At 61.6% G+C, this 15,437-nt stretch carries 13 protein-coding genes; 9 read left to right on the top strand and 4 right to left on the bottom strand.

Annotated elements, in window-relative coordinates:
• The first annotated feature begins 69 nt into the window (after positions 1-69).
• The 6 genes from ABF859_RS06540 (at position 70) to ABF859_RS06515 (ending at position 6,786) form a co-directional block, all read left to right on the top strand.
• Entirely contained in the window at positions 70-897 is an 828-nt protein-coding gene (locus ABF859_RS06540) for a triose-phosphate isomerase (protein ID WP_415526975.1), read from the top strand.
• A gap of 87 nt (positions 898-984) precedes the next feature.
• A complete protein-coding gene (locus tag ABF859_RS06535) occupies positions 985-1,467 on the top strand; it encodes an RpiB/LacA/LacB family sugar-phosphate isomerase (protein ID WP_415526974.1) in 483 nt (160 codons plus the stop codon).
• Between the two features lie 54 nt (positions 1,468-1,521).
• Positions 1,522-2,463, top strand: a complete 942-nt coding sequence (locus ABF859_RS06530; RefSeq protein WP_415526973.1) for a substrate-binding domain-containing protein — start codon at positions 1,522-1,524, stop codon at positions 2,461-2,463.
• 25 nt (positions 2,464-2,488) lie between these two features.
• Positions 2,489-3,994: a sugar ABC transporter ATP-binding protein gene (locus ABF859_RS06525; RefSeq protein WP_415526972.1), complete on the top strand. Its 1,506-nt coding sequence runs from the start codon at positions 2,489-2,491 to the stop codon at positions 3,992-3,994.
• Positions 3,984-5,006, top strand: a complete 1,023-nt coding sequence (locus tag ABF859_RS06520; protein ID WP_415526971.1) for an ABC transporter permease — start codon at positions 3,984-3,986, stop codon at positions 5,004-5,006. The genes ABF859_RS06525 and ABF859_RS06520 overlap by 11 nt, the downstream gene beginning before the upstream one ends.
• A gap of 22 nt (positions 5,007-5,028) precedes the next feature.
• Positions 5,029-6,786, top strand: coding sequence for a dihydroxyacetone kinase family protein (locus ABF859_RS06515; RefSeq protein WP_415526970.1), 1,758 nt, complete (start codon positions 5,029-5,031; stop codon positions 6,784-6,786).
• A 74-nt stretch (positions 6,787-6,860) separates the two neighbouring features.
• On the opposite strand, the gene ABF859_RS06510 is transcribed toward ABF859_RS06515, so the two are convergent.
• From ABF859_RS06510 to ABF859_RS06495, 4 genes are read right to left on the bottom strand one after another with little or no spacing between them, the layout of a single operon-like run.
• Positions 6,861-7,901 (bottom strand): sulfate/molybdate ABC transporter ATP-binding protein, encoded by a 1,041-nt coding sequence (locus tag ABF859_RS06510; RefSeq protein ID WP_415526969.1) that lies wholly within the window; start codon positions 7,899-7,901, stop codon positions 6,861-6,863.
• Positions 7,898-8,713: a sulfate ABC transporter permease gene (locus ABF859_RS06505; RefSeq protein WP_415526968.1), complete on the bottom strand. Its 816-nt coding sequence runs from the start codon at positions 8,711-8,713 to the stop codon at positions 7,898-7,900. Before ABF859_RS06505 ends, ABF859_RS06510 begins: the two co-directional genes overlap by 4 nt.
• The gene (cysT, locus tag ABF859_RS06500; protein ID WP_415526967.1) at positions 8,710-9,579 is read right to left on the bottom strand and encodes a sulfate ABC transporter permease subunit CysT; all 870 of its coding nucleotides are present in this window, start codon (positions 9,577-9,579) and stop codon (positions 8,710-8,712) included. The genes ABF859_RS06505 and cysT overlap by 4 nt, the downstream gene beginning before the upstream one ends.
• A gap of 2 nt (positions 9,580-9,581) precedes the next feature.
• Positions 9,582-10,610, bottom strand: a complete 1,029-nt coding sequence (locus tag ABF859_RS06495) for a sulfate ABC transporter substrate-binding protein (protein ID WP_415526966.1) — start codon at positions 10,608-10,610, stop codon at positions 9,582-9,584.
• A gap of 274 nt (positions 10,611-10,884) precedes the next feature.
• Between ABF859_RS06495 and ABF859_RS06490 the strand changes: the two genes are divergently transcribed.
• From ABF859_RS06490 to ABF859_RS06480, 3 genes are all read left to right on the top strand, one after another.
• Positions 10,885-11,889 (top strand): formylglycine-generating enzyme family protein, encoded by a 1,005-nt coding sequence (locus ABF859_RS06490; RefSeq protein ID WP_415526965.1) that lies wholly within the window; start codon positions 10,885-10,887, stop codon positions 11,887-11,889.
• 14 nt (positions 11,890-11,903) lie between these two features.
• The gene (locus ABF859_RS06485; protein ID WP_415526964.1) at positions 11,904-13,910 is read left to right on the top strand and encodes a sulfatase; all 2,007 of its coding nucleotides are present in this window, start codon (positions 11,904-11,906) and stop codon (positions 13,908-13,910) included.
• Positions 13,911-13,997: 87 nt separating this feature from the next.
• Positions 13,998-15,395, top strand: coding sequence for a sulfatase (locus ABF859_RS06480; RefSeq protein WP_415526963.1), 1,398 nt, complete (start codon positions 13,998-14,000; stop codon positions 15,393-15,395).
• Positions 15,396-15,437 lie beyond the last annotated feature (42 nt).

Here is a 15,437-nt window from a genome sequence, read left to right as displayed (position 1 = left end):
AATAACGTTTGTAGTGTTATTGTTTAGCGTTAAAGTGTTCCGGATATCAGTAGGGCTGGGAGAATCGGCATGAGCATTCAGCCAGTTGGGCAGTCTTTCGGGAGGTCGGTTGTGGGTCAGAAGAGCGTCTGGATCGGGACGAACTGGAAGATGAACAAGGGGCCGGCCGAGGCGGTTGCGGCAGCGCGGGCGCTTGAGTCTTTCCGACCACCCCCGGGGGTGCGCTCGTTTGTGATCCCGCCGTTCACGTCCCTGCGGGATGTGTGTTCGGTGCTGGAGGACAGCGCGCTGATGGTGGGGGCGCAGAACATGCACTGGAAGGACAGCGGCGCCTGGACCGGGGAGGTTTCCGCGCCGATGATCGCCGAATGTGGGGCATCCCTTGTGGAGATCGGCCATTCGGAGCGTCGGCAGCATTTTGGCGAGACGGACTGGACGGTGAACCTGAAGGTGCTTGCAGCCCTGCGGCACGGTCTGCGGCCGCTGATCTGCATTGGCGATACGCTGGACGAGTTTGAGTTCGGGGTCTCGCCCGAAACGCTGGCGCGGCAGACGAAGATTGCGCTGAATGGCGTGGCCCAGAAGGATCTGGGGCAGGTCCTGATTGCGTATGAGCCGGTCTGGGCCATCGGATCGGCGGGGCGTCCGGCAGAGGCGGCGTTCGTGTCTGAAATCCATACGAGACTTCGGGCCGTGGTGCGGGAAATCGCGGGCGAAAGCGGGGTGCGGATTCCGCTGCTTTATGGCGGTAGCGTGTCGCAGGCGAATATCCGCGATTACGTGGCATTGCCGGATGTGGATGGCGTGTTTGTCGGGCGGGCGGCCTGGGAGCCTGCGGATTTCATGAAGCTGGTGAACAGCGTGAGTGGGCTGGTGTCCCGCAAGGCGGCAGCGTGATGACCGCCAGGGCGGTTTGTTGCGGTTCCGTATCCTGTTCCGGCCGGCGGAACAGTCTGACTGAACGTTAAGAGACGGAGAACGGTCATGCGTATTGCGATTGGTGGAGACAGTGCCGGTGAAGGTCTGGCGCGGCTTCTGGTTCAGCATCTCTCGGCACTCGGGCGGCATGTCGTCATTGACATGTCCCATCCCGGGCACGAGCGGGGCGAACTGTATTCGGAACTGAGCGAGCGCGTGGCGCTGTCGGTTCTGCATGGAGAGTTTGACCGGGGCATCCTGTGCTGCGGAACGGGGATTGGTGTGTGCATTTCGGCCAACAAGATCCCGGGTATCCGGGCGGCGCTCACGCACGACACGTACTCCGCGGAGCGGGCGGCGCTGTCGAACAACGCGCATATCATCACGATGGGATCGCGTGTCATCGGGCCGGAAGTCGCGAAATCCATTGCGGAAGCCTGGCTGGCCTGCACGTTTGATCCGCGCAGTGCGTCGGCGAAAAATGTTGCGGGTATTGACGCGCTGGGGAAGAAATACCGCCAGCAGAGTCCTGTCGGCGCAGCTTGCTGAAGTAAAACGTCCGGTCTGGAGCTGATCCGGGCCTCTATTTGAAAGAATACACTTATGAAAACGGCATTTGCTTTTGCCGCAATGCTGACGGCTGCGCCATTTCTGGCGTCGCTGGTAGCAGGTCAGGCCCAGGCTGCGGATAACAGCGCACCATTGCGGTTCGTGCTGATCCCCAAGACGGTACATCCGTGGTTCGACAAGGCGAATAACGGAGCGCAGGCCGCTGCGGCGATGATTACGCAGGCGACAGGACGGAAGGTCGAGATCGAATACCGCGCACCACAGACGGCGGACGTGTCATCGCAGAACGACATTATCGAACGTGCCATCGCGACCCATCCGGACGGGCTGATTCTCGACCTGCTGGACGAGAAGGGCAACCGGGCGACGATGGACGAGGCCGTGGACGAAAAGATCCCCATGACGGTGTTTGATTCCCTGCCGCCCGAAGGCATGGACATCACAGCAGTGGGCGCGGATTTCTGCGAGCAGGGAACGATGGCGGCGGAGCGGCTGGCGAACCTTGTGGGCAGGAAAGGCGAAGTGGCGATCATGATGGGGGTGCCGACGGCGCCGAACCATACGCTGCGGGCCGAGTGTGAAAAGAAGGTCTTTGCCAAATATCCGGACATGAAGGTCGTCGCGACCGGTGTGGATAATGACAGCATCGAGACCGCGCAAAAGCAGGCCTCCGCCATCATGCAGGCGCATCCGGATCTGGTCGGCTGGGTTGCGTGCGATGCGTCCGGACCCGTGGGCGTGGGTCAGGCCATCCGTGAGAGTGGCAAGACGGGCAAGGTGAAGGAAGTGGGGCTCGATAACCTCAATGACATGATCCAGCTCATCAAGGAGGGCGTTGCGGAATCCTCTGCGTCGAGCCGTCCGGAAATGCAGGGGTACTGGGCGGTTGTGTCGGCCTGGCAGCGGGCGATGGGGCAGAAGACGCCCAAATATATTGATACCGGAATTGATCTTCTGACGGCCAAGAGCCTCTAACGCGGCAGGACAGGGAGTAACGGTCATGACAGTTCTTCAGATTGAAGCCGTCCGGAAGACCTATCCCGGTGTGGTGGCGCTGGATCATGTCGATCTGACACTGGAGCCGGGGAAGATTCATATTCTCGCCGGGGAGAACGGCGCCGGAAAGTCCACGCTCATCAAGACACTGACCGGGCTGGTCGTGCCGGATGAGGGGGCTGTCCTGATCGAAGGGCAGGATGCGCTGCATGACCGGACGCTGTTTGAGAAGGTTGCGTATGTGCCGCAGGAGCTGAACCTGTTCGGGCCGATGACGGTGGCCGAGAACATGTTCATGCCGTTTAACCGTTCCGGGTTCGGGCATCTGACGGTGTCGCGCGGGGCGATGGAAAAGGCGGCCGCGGAGCTGATCGAGCGGTTCGGCATTCATGCCAAGCCGGGGCAGCTTGTGAACCGGATCAGCGTGCCGGACCAGCAGCTTCTGCAGATTGCGCGCGCAGCGTGCCGTGAAGAGTTCAAGGTACTGATCCTTGATGAGCCGACCTCGTCGCTGACGGCGAACGAGACGGAGCATCTGTTCCGCATCATCCGGACGCTGCGCGACGATGGCTGTGCGATCGTGTTCGTGTCGCACAAGATGGAAGAGATCTTTGCGCTGGGCGATACGGTGACCGTGCTGCGCAACGGGCGCAGCGTGGGCACCTATCCGATGGCGGGCATGACGGAGGAGCATCTGATCCGGCTGATGTCGGGCAGTTCAGTGCCTTTGGGGGAGAAGTTCCAGCCGCGTGGGGTTGCGACTGACTCCGATGTTATCTTGAGCGTTAAAGATATGTCGGGGCCAGGCTTCTCGGATGCGTCTTTCGTTCTGCGGCGGGGAGAGATCCTCGGTTTTGCGGGGCTTGTGGGGGCCGGGCGTTCGGAACTGATGCAGACAATCTTCGGATATCTGCGTTCGACGGGGGGGCATGCGTTTCTTGAGGGTGAAGAAATCCCGAAGGGCCGGACCGACCGGGCCGTGGCGCTGGGGATGGTTTACCTCTCCGAAGAGCGCAAGCATCACGGGATTTTTCCGCTGCTGAGTGTGCGGGAGAATATCAGCCTTTCGGTTCTGGATCGCATGAAGCGTGGGGGGATCATTTCCTCCGCGCGCGAGAACGAGGTCGTGGCCGATACGATCCGGCAGTTCGATCTGCGGACGTCTTCGGCGGGCAAGAAGATCGCGCATCTGTCGGGCGGGAACCAGCAGAAGGCGATTATTGGCCGGGCGATGGCGCGGCGGCCTCGTGTGCTGATTTTCGACGAGCCGACCAAGGGCATCGATATCGGCACGAAGTTCCAGATCTACCGCATCATGCAGCAGCTCGCGGAAGAGGGCGTGGGGATCATTCTCGTCTCGTCCGAGATGACCGAACTCCAGCGCTGCGCCTCGCGGATCATCACCATGTATTCCGGCCGGATCACGGGGTCGTTCGATCAGGCCACTACTGACGTTAACACGCTTGTCGGCGCGATCATCGGCGCCCCGGAGACCCGTCATGTCGCTTGAAACCACTGTTCCGGCAGCTCCTTCGCAGCAGCCGCCGAAACTGCCGCCGCTCAAGGCGCTCGTCTCCCGTCTGGCGGGCAATCCGCTGGGGGGCGTGATTGCAGCGCTCGTCATCATTTTCGGGGCGTCCTGTGCGCTGTCGCCGCACTTCCTGACGACGTTCAACATGATGATCATTGCCCGCGCGCTGGCCTTTATCGGGCTGGTGACGATCGGGCAGTCCATTCTGATGATCCTCGGCGAGCTTGATCTGTCCGTGGGTGCGATTGGCGGGCTTGCGGGCGTGGTGGGCGGCATCCTGATGGTGCAACTCGGGCTCAATCCGTGGCTGTCTCTGGGACTGTGCCTGCTGATGGGGGCGGGTTGCGGCCTGCTGAACGGGGCGCTGATCACGCAGCTCCGTCTTCATTCGCTGGTGCTGACGATCGGCATGGCCGGCGTGTATGGCGGCGCCAATCTGGTGGCGACCAAGGGTGTGGCCATTACGGGTGTGCCGCGGGACATCACGTTCCTTGGTCGTGGGCTCGTGATGGGCGTGCCGGTGCCGTTCGTAGTGCTGCTGGTCTGTCTGGCGATTGTGGCGTTCGTGATGCTGCGCACACCGGTCGGGCGTTACATCTATGCCATTGGCAGCAATCCTGATGCGGCGCGGATGCTTGGTATCAGGGTGAATGCGATCCGGATGGGGGCGTTTGCGCTGGCCGGGTTCCTTTCGGCGCTGGCGGGTATCCTGATGGTGGCGCGTCTGGGCACGGCCCAGCCGTCCATTGGTGACACCTGGGTGCTCGGTCCGATTGCCGCGGCCGTTATCGGTGGCGTGGCGACGACGGGGGGCATTGGCAGCCCGATCGGGGCGGTTCTGGGTGCCGTTATCATCGGGATTATCGAAGACATCATCGTTCTGTTTGGCATCTCGCCGTACTGGCAGTCGGTCGTCAGTGGAGGGATCGTCGTGCTGGCGATTTCCTTCGATGCGCTGGCCCGCCGTTACCTCAACCGTGATGCCGTCTGAAATCTGAAAAGGGAGACGTTCCATGACCAAGATCTGCGGTGACGCATCGACTTTCGCGGCGTCCGCCCTTCGGGGGTTCAGCCTTCTTCATCCTGATCTCGTGCGGCACGTGCGCGGCGGAGTGCTTCGGGCCACTCCCGGCCGGCGCGGCAAGGTTGCCGTTGTTCTCGGCGGTGGCTCGGGACATTATCCGGCCTTTGCGGGGTATGTCGGACCGGGGTTCGGCGATGCGGCGGTGGCGGGAGATATCTTCGCTTCGCCCTCCACACAGGCCATCAAGAGCATTGCGCGGCAGGCTGATCTGGGGGGCGGGATCATTCTCGGTTACGGCAACTATGCCGGGGATGTGCTGAATTTCGGGATCGCGGCGGACCGGCTGCGCGAAGAGGGCTATGACGTTCGCGTTCTGGCGACGGCGGACGATGTGGCGAGTTCGGACGCGTCCACACGGGAGAAGCGGCGCGGAATTGCCGGTGATCTGGTGATTTTCCGGATTGTGGGGGCTGCGGCCGAGGCGGGGCTGACGCTCGATGAAGTCGAGGAAGTTGCGCAGCGGGTGAACCGTCAGACCTGCACGTTCGGCGTGGCGTTCGATGGCTGCACGCTGCCGGGCGAGAAGGAAAAGCTGTTCGAGGTTCCGAAGAACCGCATGGCGCTCGGTCTGGGTGTCCATGGTGAGCCGGGTATTGACGAGCAGGATGTTCCGGATCCGGAGCATCTCGCGCGGATCCTGTTCGACCGCCTGCTGGCCGAGATTCCGGACGGGGCGTCACGCCGGGTGGCGGTTCTGCTGAACGGTCTTGGCAGCACGAAGCAGGAAGAACTGTTCGTTCTGTGGGACCGGCTGGTGCCGATGTTTGAAAAGGCGGGTCTGACACTCGTGGCGCCGCTGGTGGGCGAATATGTCACGAGCCTTGATATGGCGGGCTGTTCGCTGACGCTGACCTGGCTCGATGAGGATCTGGAGCAGTACTGGCGTTCGCCTGTGGAATCCGCCGCGATGAGCCACGGTCTGCTGGCCGGAGACGGGATCACGCGGCTTGAAGTGCCCGAGGAGACGGAGGTTCTGTACATGCGGTCCGGAACGGCGCAGGGACGTCGGGGCGGGGCATGTGTGGCGACCGTAATGGGGCATCTGGCGCAGATGCTGGCGGAGGTGGAGTCCGATCTCGGGCATATTGATGCCGTGGCGGGTGACGGGGACCATGGGCAGGGCATGGCGCGTGGTTCGGCGGCGGCGGCGAAAGTTGCCCGGGCTGCGGCGGAGGCCGGGGCCGGACCGGCGACGGTTCTGGCTTCGGCGGCGGATGCCTGGGCGGATCGGGCCGGGGGAACGTCGGGCGCGCTATGGGGCGAGGGGCTGCGGGCGTTCAGCCTGGCGCTCGACGACAACAGTCTGCCCGATGCACAGCAGCTTTCAGGCGGTGCGCGGAACAGCATGGAGCGCATCATGGAGCTTGGCCGTGCAAAGCCCGGTGACAAGACGCTCGTGGATGCGCTGGTGCCATTTGTCGAGACGCTGGAGGAGGCTCTGGCCGCCGGGCATGGGCTTGTGGAGTCCTGGCGGATCGGGGCGGAAGCGGCTCACGAGGCTGCGCAGGCCACGCGCGATCTGTTGCCGCGGATGGGGCGTGCGAAGATGCATGGCGAGCGCAGCAAGGGGCACCCCGATGCGGGCGCGCTTTCGCTCGCACTCTGCGCGCGGATCGTGGGGGAGGATCTGAAGGCGGGTCTGACCTCTGCAGGAGGGGAGCCTTCCCTGACCAGCCGCGTGGGGTAGTCCTGCGGGGAGGCTGCTTTCTGGCAGGAGGGAGGGGGTATCCTTATGAAAAACGGTGCCTCACCCTCCTCCGGTCATTTCAGGATATTGTAAAAAATCTTTCCCTGACTGATGTCGATGCGAATATTCCGGAATGATTCTGCAGGAAGAGGTGTTGACGCTGTGACCTCGAATGAGCCCGTGGAGGTGATGATACGATAGCGGAAAAGACCGTTGGAAAAATCCGGAAGCTTTTCTGCGAATGCGTGTCCTGATGAGGCTGTGAGGGTAACCTCATGGGGTCGGATCAGGGCCGTGGCGCGTCCGTCTTTGCCGTGAAAGGCGAAAGGAGCGATGTCATGGTTGTCCGGAATGAACTGACCTGACTGGAGGGTTCCGGGGAATTTGAGTGTTTCGCCCAGGAATTCCATGACGAAGGGGGTTGCTGGTGCTGCATTCAGGGTGGAGGCGTCGGCGGCCTGTATGATGCGGCCGTCCTGCATGACGACCAGGGAGTCCGCGACATCCATCGCTTCTTCGTGGTCATGTGTGACAAGAATGGTTGTCAGATTCATCCGGTCATGCAGATCGCGGAGCCACCGGCGGATGTCACGGCGCACGATGGGGTCGAGCGCGCCGAAAGGTTCATCCAGCAGGAGAAGCCGGGGAGAGGTTGCCAGGGCGCGGGCGAGGGCGACACGCTGTCTCTGGCCGCCGGAAAGCTGGTCCGGGTAGGCTTTTGCAAGATGGGGGAGCTGGATCAGTTCCAGCAGTTCGGTGACGCGGCGTTGTATGGAGGCGGGATCGGGGCGGCGTGAGCGCGGCAGGACGTCGAGGCCGAAAGCGATGTTGCGGGCCACGGTCATGTGCCGGAACAGCGCGTAGTTCTGAAAGACGAACCCGATGCCGCGCTCCTGTACGGGGCGGTCATGGATGGGCACGCCGTCTATCAGGAGACTGCCTTCGGAATGGGAGGAAAGGCCGGCGATGGCTCTGAGGAGCGTGGTTTTTCCTGCACCCGACGGGCCGACCAGGGCAACGAACGAACGGTCTTCGACGGTCAGGGTAATATCGTCAAGCAGCTTGCGCGAAGAGCGGGGGGCGTATTGCGTAAAGGCTTCGAGGGTGATGCTCATAGGTGCTGTTTTCTGAAGGAACGCTCGAGAAACATGCGGATCAGGACCGTTGTCATTGCGAAAAGGACGAGAAGGGCTGCCATCGCGAAGGCGGCTACGGACTGGTAGCCGTTATAGAGGGTTTCGATATGGAGCGGCATTGTCTCGGTGACGCCGGGGATGTGGCCGGAAATAACGGCGACTGCACCAAATTCACCCATGGCGCGCGCTGTTGTGAGGAGAACCCCTGAAAGAAGGGCCCAGCCTGCATCCGGCAGGGTGACGTGGATCAGGGTTTTCCAGAAGCCTGCGCCGAGTAGAAATGCGGCCTCCTCGGCGGCGCGGCCCTGCTGTTCCATATAGGGCATGAGGGTGCGGGTGACGTACGGGAAGGTCACGAAGAGTGTCGCGAGAACGATGCCGGGGACGGCGAAGGCGATATGGATGCCGTGCTGGCCGAGCCAGTTTCCCCACCAGCCCTGCCGTCCGAACAGCAGAAGCCAGACAAGGCCTGCGATGACAGGGGAAACGCTGATGGGCAGTTCTATCAGGCTGACCAGAAGGCGGGACCCGCGGAAATCGTATTTCGTCAGTGTCCAGGCGGCAGCGATCCCGCCCGCCGTGTTGATGACGGTCACCAGCGCCGTGATGATGGCCGTCAGACGGATGGCGGAGAGGGCTTCCGGGTCTTTCAGGGTTTCAAAGGCTGCGTGCAGTCCTTGCCGCAGGGCTTCATGAAGGATCAGGAGAACAGGCAGGACGATGAGAAGCCCGACTGCGGCATAGGTGAGGAGGGTCAGCAGAACCGGGATCGTTTTCGGGGAGTCGTTCATGCGCCGTCCTCGCGGACCAGTCCCGAAGATACGGAGCGGCGTAGACGGCTGACGGCAATGAGGCAGAGCAGGGCGGTGACGAGCAGGATCAGGGCGATCGAGGTTGCGCCGTCATAATTATACTCCTGAAGTCGCATGACGATCAGCAACGGAGCGACCTCGGTGTGGAAGGGCTGGTTTCCGGCAATGAAGATCACTGAGCCGTATTCCCCGATGCCACGGGCGAAGGCGAGGCCGGCGCCGCTCAGCAGAGGGGGCGCAAGTGTGGGAAGGAGAATGCGACGGAAGCGCTGCCATGCTGAGGCGCCCAGCAGGAAGGCCGCTTCCTCGACATCTTTGGGAAAGCTGCGCAGGACGGGCTCGATGGACCGCACGATGAAGGGCAGTCCGATGAAGGTCAGTGCGATCACGATTCCTGCGGGCGTAAAGGCGAGCTTCAGGCCCCAGTGACTGGCCATGGAGCCGATCCATCCGCCGGGACCGTAAAGTGTGGCCAGGGCGATGCCTGTAACGGCTGTGGGAATGGCGAAAGGGAGGTCAATCATGGCGTCCAGCACGCGATGGCCGGGGGGACGGTAGCGGACGAGGGTCCAGGCCAGCAGCAGGCCGACGGGCAGGTCAATGAGTACGGCCAGCAGGGCGCATGTGAAGCTGATCCGGAGGGCGGCGTGCATGCGTGCGTCGTACAGCGCATGGATCATCGGGCCGGCGCCGTGGTGCCAGGGGCGCAGAAGCAGGGCTGTCAGCGGGAGCACGACGATCAGCCCGGTCCAGAGCAGTGTCAGCCCAAGCGACAGGGAAAATCCCGGCAGGGCATGCCGCCGGTTTCGGGAGGTGCGCAGGGCCGTCACACTCGGCACTTTCATGGTCAGTGGCTGTAGATCTGATCGAAAATGCCACCGTCCGAGAAATGCGTTTTCTGAAGCCGGGTCCAGCCTCCAAGGCTGGCCACATCAAATGTTGTGGTCTTCGGAAAAACCGAGGCTGTCTCGGCCTGGATGGCGGGATCCACGGGGCGGAAATAATGTCTGGCCCCGATCCGCTGGCCTTCGGGAGAGAACAGGAACTCCAGATAGGCGCGGGAGATGGCTTCCGTCCCGTGTTCCTGAACATTTCTGTCTACCGTTGCGACGGGAGGTTCAGCGAGAATGGTGAGAGGGGGGACGACGATGTCGAATTTGTCAGGACCCAGATCGCGTGCCGCCAGAAGGGCTTCATCTTCCCATGCGATCAGGACGTCGCCCAGCCCGCGCTGGACGAAGCTGTTCGTGGCACCACGGGCGCCGGTATCAAGGGCGGGAACATGGGCGAAAAGGGCCTTGAGATAGGCCGTTGCGGACTGTTCCGTCCCTCCTGGCTGGTGGAGCGCCCAGCCCCATGCCGCCAGATAATTCCAGCGTGCACCGCCGGATGTCTTGGGGTTGGGGGTAATGACCTGGATGCCGTTGCGAATGAGATCGGGCCAGTCGTGAATGTTCTTCGGATTTCCCTTCCGCACCAGAAACACGATCGTGCTGGTATAGGGCGTCGCATTATGGGGCAGGCGCTTCTGCCAGTCAGCGGCCAGAAGGCCGTTCTGGGCGAGGATATCGATGTCATATGCGAGACCCAGCGTGACGATATCGGCGGGTGCGCCTTCGAGAACCGAGCGGGCCTGTGCGCCGGAGCCTCCATGGGAGGATGTAACGACGACACTGTCTCCACCGTGGGTTTTCGACCAGACGGCCGGGAAGGCGCGGTCGATATCGCTGTAAAGTTCGCGGGTGGGATCATAGGACACGTTCAGCAGCCTGTAATCTGCTGCCTGTGCGCAGGAGAGGCCCGCCGCTGCGACGAGGGCTGCTCCCAGAGCCAGTGTGCCTTTGAGGACGTAACGGCGGGACGACACGTTTTTCATGACCACGAACCTCTGGGAGCGGGGAGAATGACAGATGGCTTATATAACGATATATAAAAGTCGTTATCATAAATAACGATGAGAATTGATTATAGATCCGCATCATTTCGTCAAGCGGGCCTGTGCGGGATTCTTGTGGATGGATCAGAAACTCCCGGTTTTCTGACGAAAACCTATGATTCTGGGCATTGAAAGATGAGGCCGTATCAGGATTTGTGATTCTAATAACGATGATATAGGGTTTTTAAATCATAAAACGATCAGGAACAGTCAAATGGCCCTTGGTTCCGTTCCCGCCTCTGAAAAAAAAGCGTGCTGCGTTCCTCAGGCAGTACGATCAGCTCCCCGCGCCGTCTGCACTTCCATCCTTCAGGACAATCTTCTGTCCCGTGCTGTCAGTTACGAGGACATGGTGCTGATCGGGCCTGGAGCTTACCGGATTGGCGCTGATGATTCCGAGGTTCACGTTGCGGACGGGGAAGGTCCGGTCCGGTCCGTTGACATGGATGCCTTCTGGATCGACAGATATGCCGTGACCAACCGGCAGTTCGCGGCCTTTGTTGCGGCTACGGGCCATGTGACGGAGGCTGAAAGCGAAGGCTGGTCCTTCGTGTTTGAAGGCGTGGCCACGGCGACGGGAAAGAAGCGTCGTCTTCATGGATCGGTCCCGCAGACACCGTGGTGGCTGCCCGTCCGGGGCGCGCAGTGGCGGCATCCGGAGGGCCCGGGGTCCCATATTTCGTCCCGGCAGGATCATCCGGTCGTGCATGTCTCGTGGCATGATGCCGTTGCGTACGCGAACTGGGTCGGCAAGCGCCTGCCGACGGAAGCGGAATGGGAAATTGCGGCGCGGGGACGGATGGAGAACTTCCGCTATCCCTGGGGCAACGAGCTTCTTCCTGACGGTGAGCATCAGTGCAACATCTGGCAGGGACGTTTCCCCGAAGAGAATACCAAGGAAGACGGGTATGTGACGACAGCGCCCGTCACGGCCTTTCCGCCCAATGGGTATGGCTTGTACAACATGGTGGGGAATACGTGGGAATGGTGCGCTGATTTCTGGAGTCCGGACTGGCATCAGGCCGAGAATGCGCTGACGCGGCATAATCCCGCCGGGCCTCCTGAGGGAACGGACCGGGTGATCCGGGGCGGGTCGCATATGTGCCATCACTCCTACTGCAACCGGTATCGCAATTCGGCCCGGACCCATACGACGCCTGACAGTTCTCTGGGCCATATCGGTTTCAGATGCGCCTCCTCGGCCGTGGCGGAATTATGAGAATGGACCGTCCCGTGAAAACGATCAGCCGACGTCGTGTTCTCGCAGCGACGGCTGGAGCCAGTGCGGCGTTTTCGGCAGGGGGAGGGGCGAAAGCCCTTCCCGCACCGGCTGTTCCTTCGACCGACCGGAAGCCGAACATTATCTGGATCGTGTGCCACGATATTCATGCGCCCCTTCTGGGCTGTTACGGAAATCCGCTGGCAGCAACGCCGACGATTGATGCCCTCGCACGGGAGGGTATCCGCTTTGAACATGCTTACGCTGCCGCCCCGGTCTGCTCCCCGTCGCGTTTTTCGCTCGTGACGGGTCTGTATCCGCAGAGTTGTGGCCCTGCGGAAAACATGCGTGCCGTGGCGCGCGTTGCGGGGCAGTTCCCCAGTTTGCCCGAGCAGATGCGGGAAGCGGGGTATTACTGCACCAATAACGTCTTTACCGATTACAACTGTGATCTGGATCCCAAAACCATCTGGGATGAGTGTTCACTCACGGCGCACTGGCGCAACCGCCCGGAGGGGAAGCCCTTTTTTGCGGTTTACAACTATCTCATCACGCATGAATCCCACCTGTTCGAAACGGGTGCGACCGTAACCGATCCTGCGCGGGTCAGTATTCCGCCCTATCTGCCGGATACGCCCGATATCCGGGATTCGATTGCGCGCAATATCGACATGGTGAACCGGCAGGACAGGGCTGTGGCCCATATTCTGGAGGAGCTTCATCAGGATGATCTGGTGCAGGACACGATCGTCATGTTCTTCGCTGATCATGGCGGCGTACAGCCCCGAACCAAGCGGTACTGCTATGAAGGGGGCCTGCATGTTCCCCTGATCGTGCGCTTTCCGGAGAAATACCGGCATCTTGCCCATCGGGAGGCCGGGCAGTCCAGTCCGGATCTTGTCAGTCTGGTGGACATGGCCCCGACGACGCTGTCGCTGGCCGGGGCGGCCATTCCGCCGCATATGCAGGGGCAGCCGTTTCTGGGGCAGCGCCTTGCGGCGGCGCGCGATCATGTGTTCAGCGGTCGCAACCGGATGGATGAGCGGCTGGATCTGATGCGGACGGTCCGGAACAGGCGCTACCGATATATCCGCAATTACATGCCCCACCGTATTTACGGGCAGCATAATGCGTATGAATGGAAAGGGCGTGGCTACCAGTCCTGGGAAGAGGAATGGCTGGCAGGGCGTCTGAACGTCACTCAGGCCGCGTTCTGGCAGGCCAAGCCAGGCGAGGAGCTTTACGACATCGAGGCTGATCCGCACCAGATCAGCAATCTCGTGGACGATCCTGCGCATCAGGGGGCGCTGCGGGACCTGCGTGGCGTTCTGGATGCGCAGATGATTGCGATCCACGACAATGCCTTCATTGCCGAAGGACTGCCGCAGCAGGGATATCAGGAGAGCCGTCAGCCTGGCGTCTATCCATTGCCTGCGCTGATGGCCTTCGGGGCGAAGGTGATCCAGCGCAGGGCAGGGAATCTTCCGGCGTTCAGAACATATCTTCAGGATAAAAACGAGGTCCTGCGCTACTGGGCCGCGACAGGGATTCTGGCTGTGCAGAAGCCGCTGGATGCCCGGACGACCCATGACGTGGCGGTGGCATTCGAGAAGGAAACGTCTCCCGTTATCAGGGCGGTGCAGGGCGAAATCCTGCTGAATGGCAGTCATGCGGCTCAGGCGCTTGGATGGGTGGCCGCCACGATTGCGGAGATGGAGCACCCGGAGGGTTCTCTGGCGGCCGTGCTGGCAGCGACCTACGGAAAGAATGCGCGCTCTCCGAAAGTGACATCAGCCGTTCAGACGGCTCTGACCGCCCGTGTCTCGCCGCCCGACGTGCAGGCTGTGCTGGGTGTTTTCGCGGTGCGTGCTGCTGCGCGCTATCTCAGCGAAAAACTCGATGGAACCTATACGCCGCGCGTGAAACAGCCTTCGGATTTTGATGCGGCCGCCATGCAGAGCCCGGCCGGAAAGATGCTGGTGGCTGCCATGGGGGGCAGGATCGGCGACCCGCAGATCTAGGGGATGCTGCGGGCATCGGATTTCAGCTTTCTTCTGCGCCCACAGGGCGTGCGGCCCCGCTCCGGGCCGAATATCCGGAGGATCGGAATGGTACAGGTCAGACGTCGCAACCTTCTTGCCGCGGGTGGAGGGGCCTTTGTTGCGAAAGGATACGGGCATGCTCTCCCGGCGCGCCGGTGGACGAATATTCTCTATATTCATTCCCATGACAGCGGGCGGTCCCTCGAGCCTTATGACAGTGCTGTCTCCACGCCGGAAATAGCCTCTCTTGCCCGGGATGGTGTGCTGTTCCGGCAGGCTTTCAGTGCGGCGCCGGTCTGTTCTCCTAGTCGTGCGGCCCTGCTGACCGGCCAGTCTCCGCATCGCTCGGGGATGCTCGGGCTGGCGCATCGGGGGTTCAGCCTGAACGATCCGCGGCAGCTTCTTTTCCGGGATCTGCAGAAATTCGGGTATCAGGCTGTGCTGACCGGGATGCAGCATGTCGCCGCAGATCCGGAGACGCTGGGATATGACAGAAATCTCGGATATCGCGACGAAAACGGGAAGTGGCGGGCCGAGGCGGCGATTGTCGCACCTATTGCCGAGCGGTTTCTGGACAGCCGGCCAAAACAGCCTTTCTTCCTGGATGTCGGATTTTTCGAGACGCATCGAGATTACCCTGATCCGACAGCGGCCGATCTGGAGCGTGTCCGGGATATTCCCCGGCCGCTGCCTGACACGCCCGAAACCCGACGCGATTTTGCGGCTTTCGGGGCCAGCGCACGACAACTGGATGCGGGCGTGGGGCGTGTTCTGCGGGCGCTGTCCCGAAATGGTTATGCTGAGAACACACTGGTCATTTTCGTAACGGATCACGGTGTCGCTTTCCCCCGCATGAAATGCACTCTGACGGATGACGGGATCGGAACGGCGCTTGTCATGCGGGGACCGGGTCTGGCTGTGGGACATCAGTCGGACGTGATGGTTTCCCAGATTGATATCTTTCCGACCGTTTATGATTATCTGGGCATTCCGTGCCCGTCCTGGCTGACGGGAACGTCATTTCTGGCCGTATTGCGCGGCGGGCAGGAGGAAATCCGGGATGCCGTGTTTTCTGAGATGACGTATCATGCGGCCTATGAGCCGATGCGTGCGGTGCGGACCCGTCGGTGGAAATATATCCGCAGGTTTGGGGAGCGTCGGCAGCCCGTCCTGCCCAACTGTGATGACAGTCCGAGCAAATCCGTCTGGGTGAGGGCCGGGTGGCGTGATCAGGTTCTGCCCGAGGAAGAACTGTATGATCTGACGTTCGATCCGACGGAGCATTGCAATCTTTGTGCCGATCCCCGTTTTCATGACGTCCTGAGGGAGATGCGAAAACGGTTGAGACGCTGGATGCAGGAGACGCAGGACCCGCTTCTCAAGGGGCGTGTGGCGGCTCCGGCAGGGGCGGTCGTCAATCCGGTTGACGGTCAGTCGCCGTCCGAGCCGACCGTGCCGGCTTGAGAGAGAAGCTCCGGCCTCTCATGACCTGAGAAGCCGGAGCTT

The organism is Gluconobacter sp. (genome assembly GCF_047722525.1).
In the GTDB taxonomy this organism is placed as follows: Bacteria; Pseudomonadota; Alphaproteobacteria; order Acetobacterales; family Acetobacteraceae; genus Gluconobacter.
Note: the sequence above shows the minus strand (reverse complement) of the source record. Positions and strands in the feature narration are given on the sequence as shown.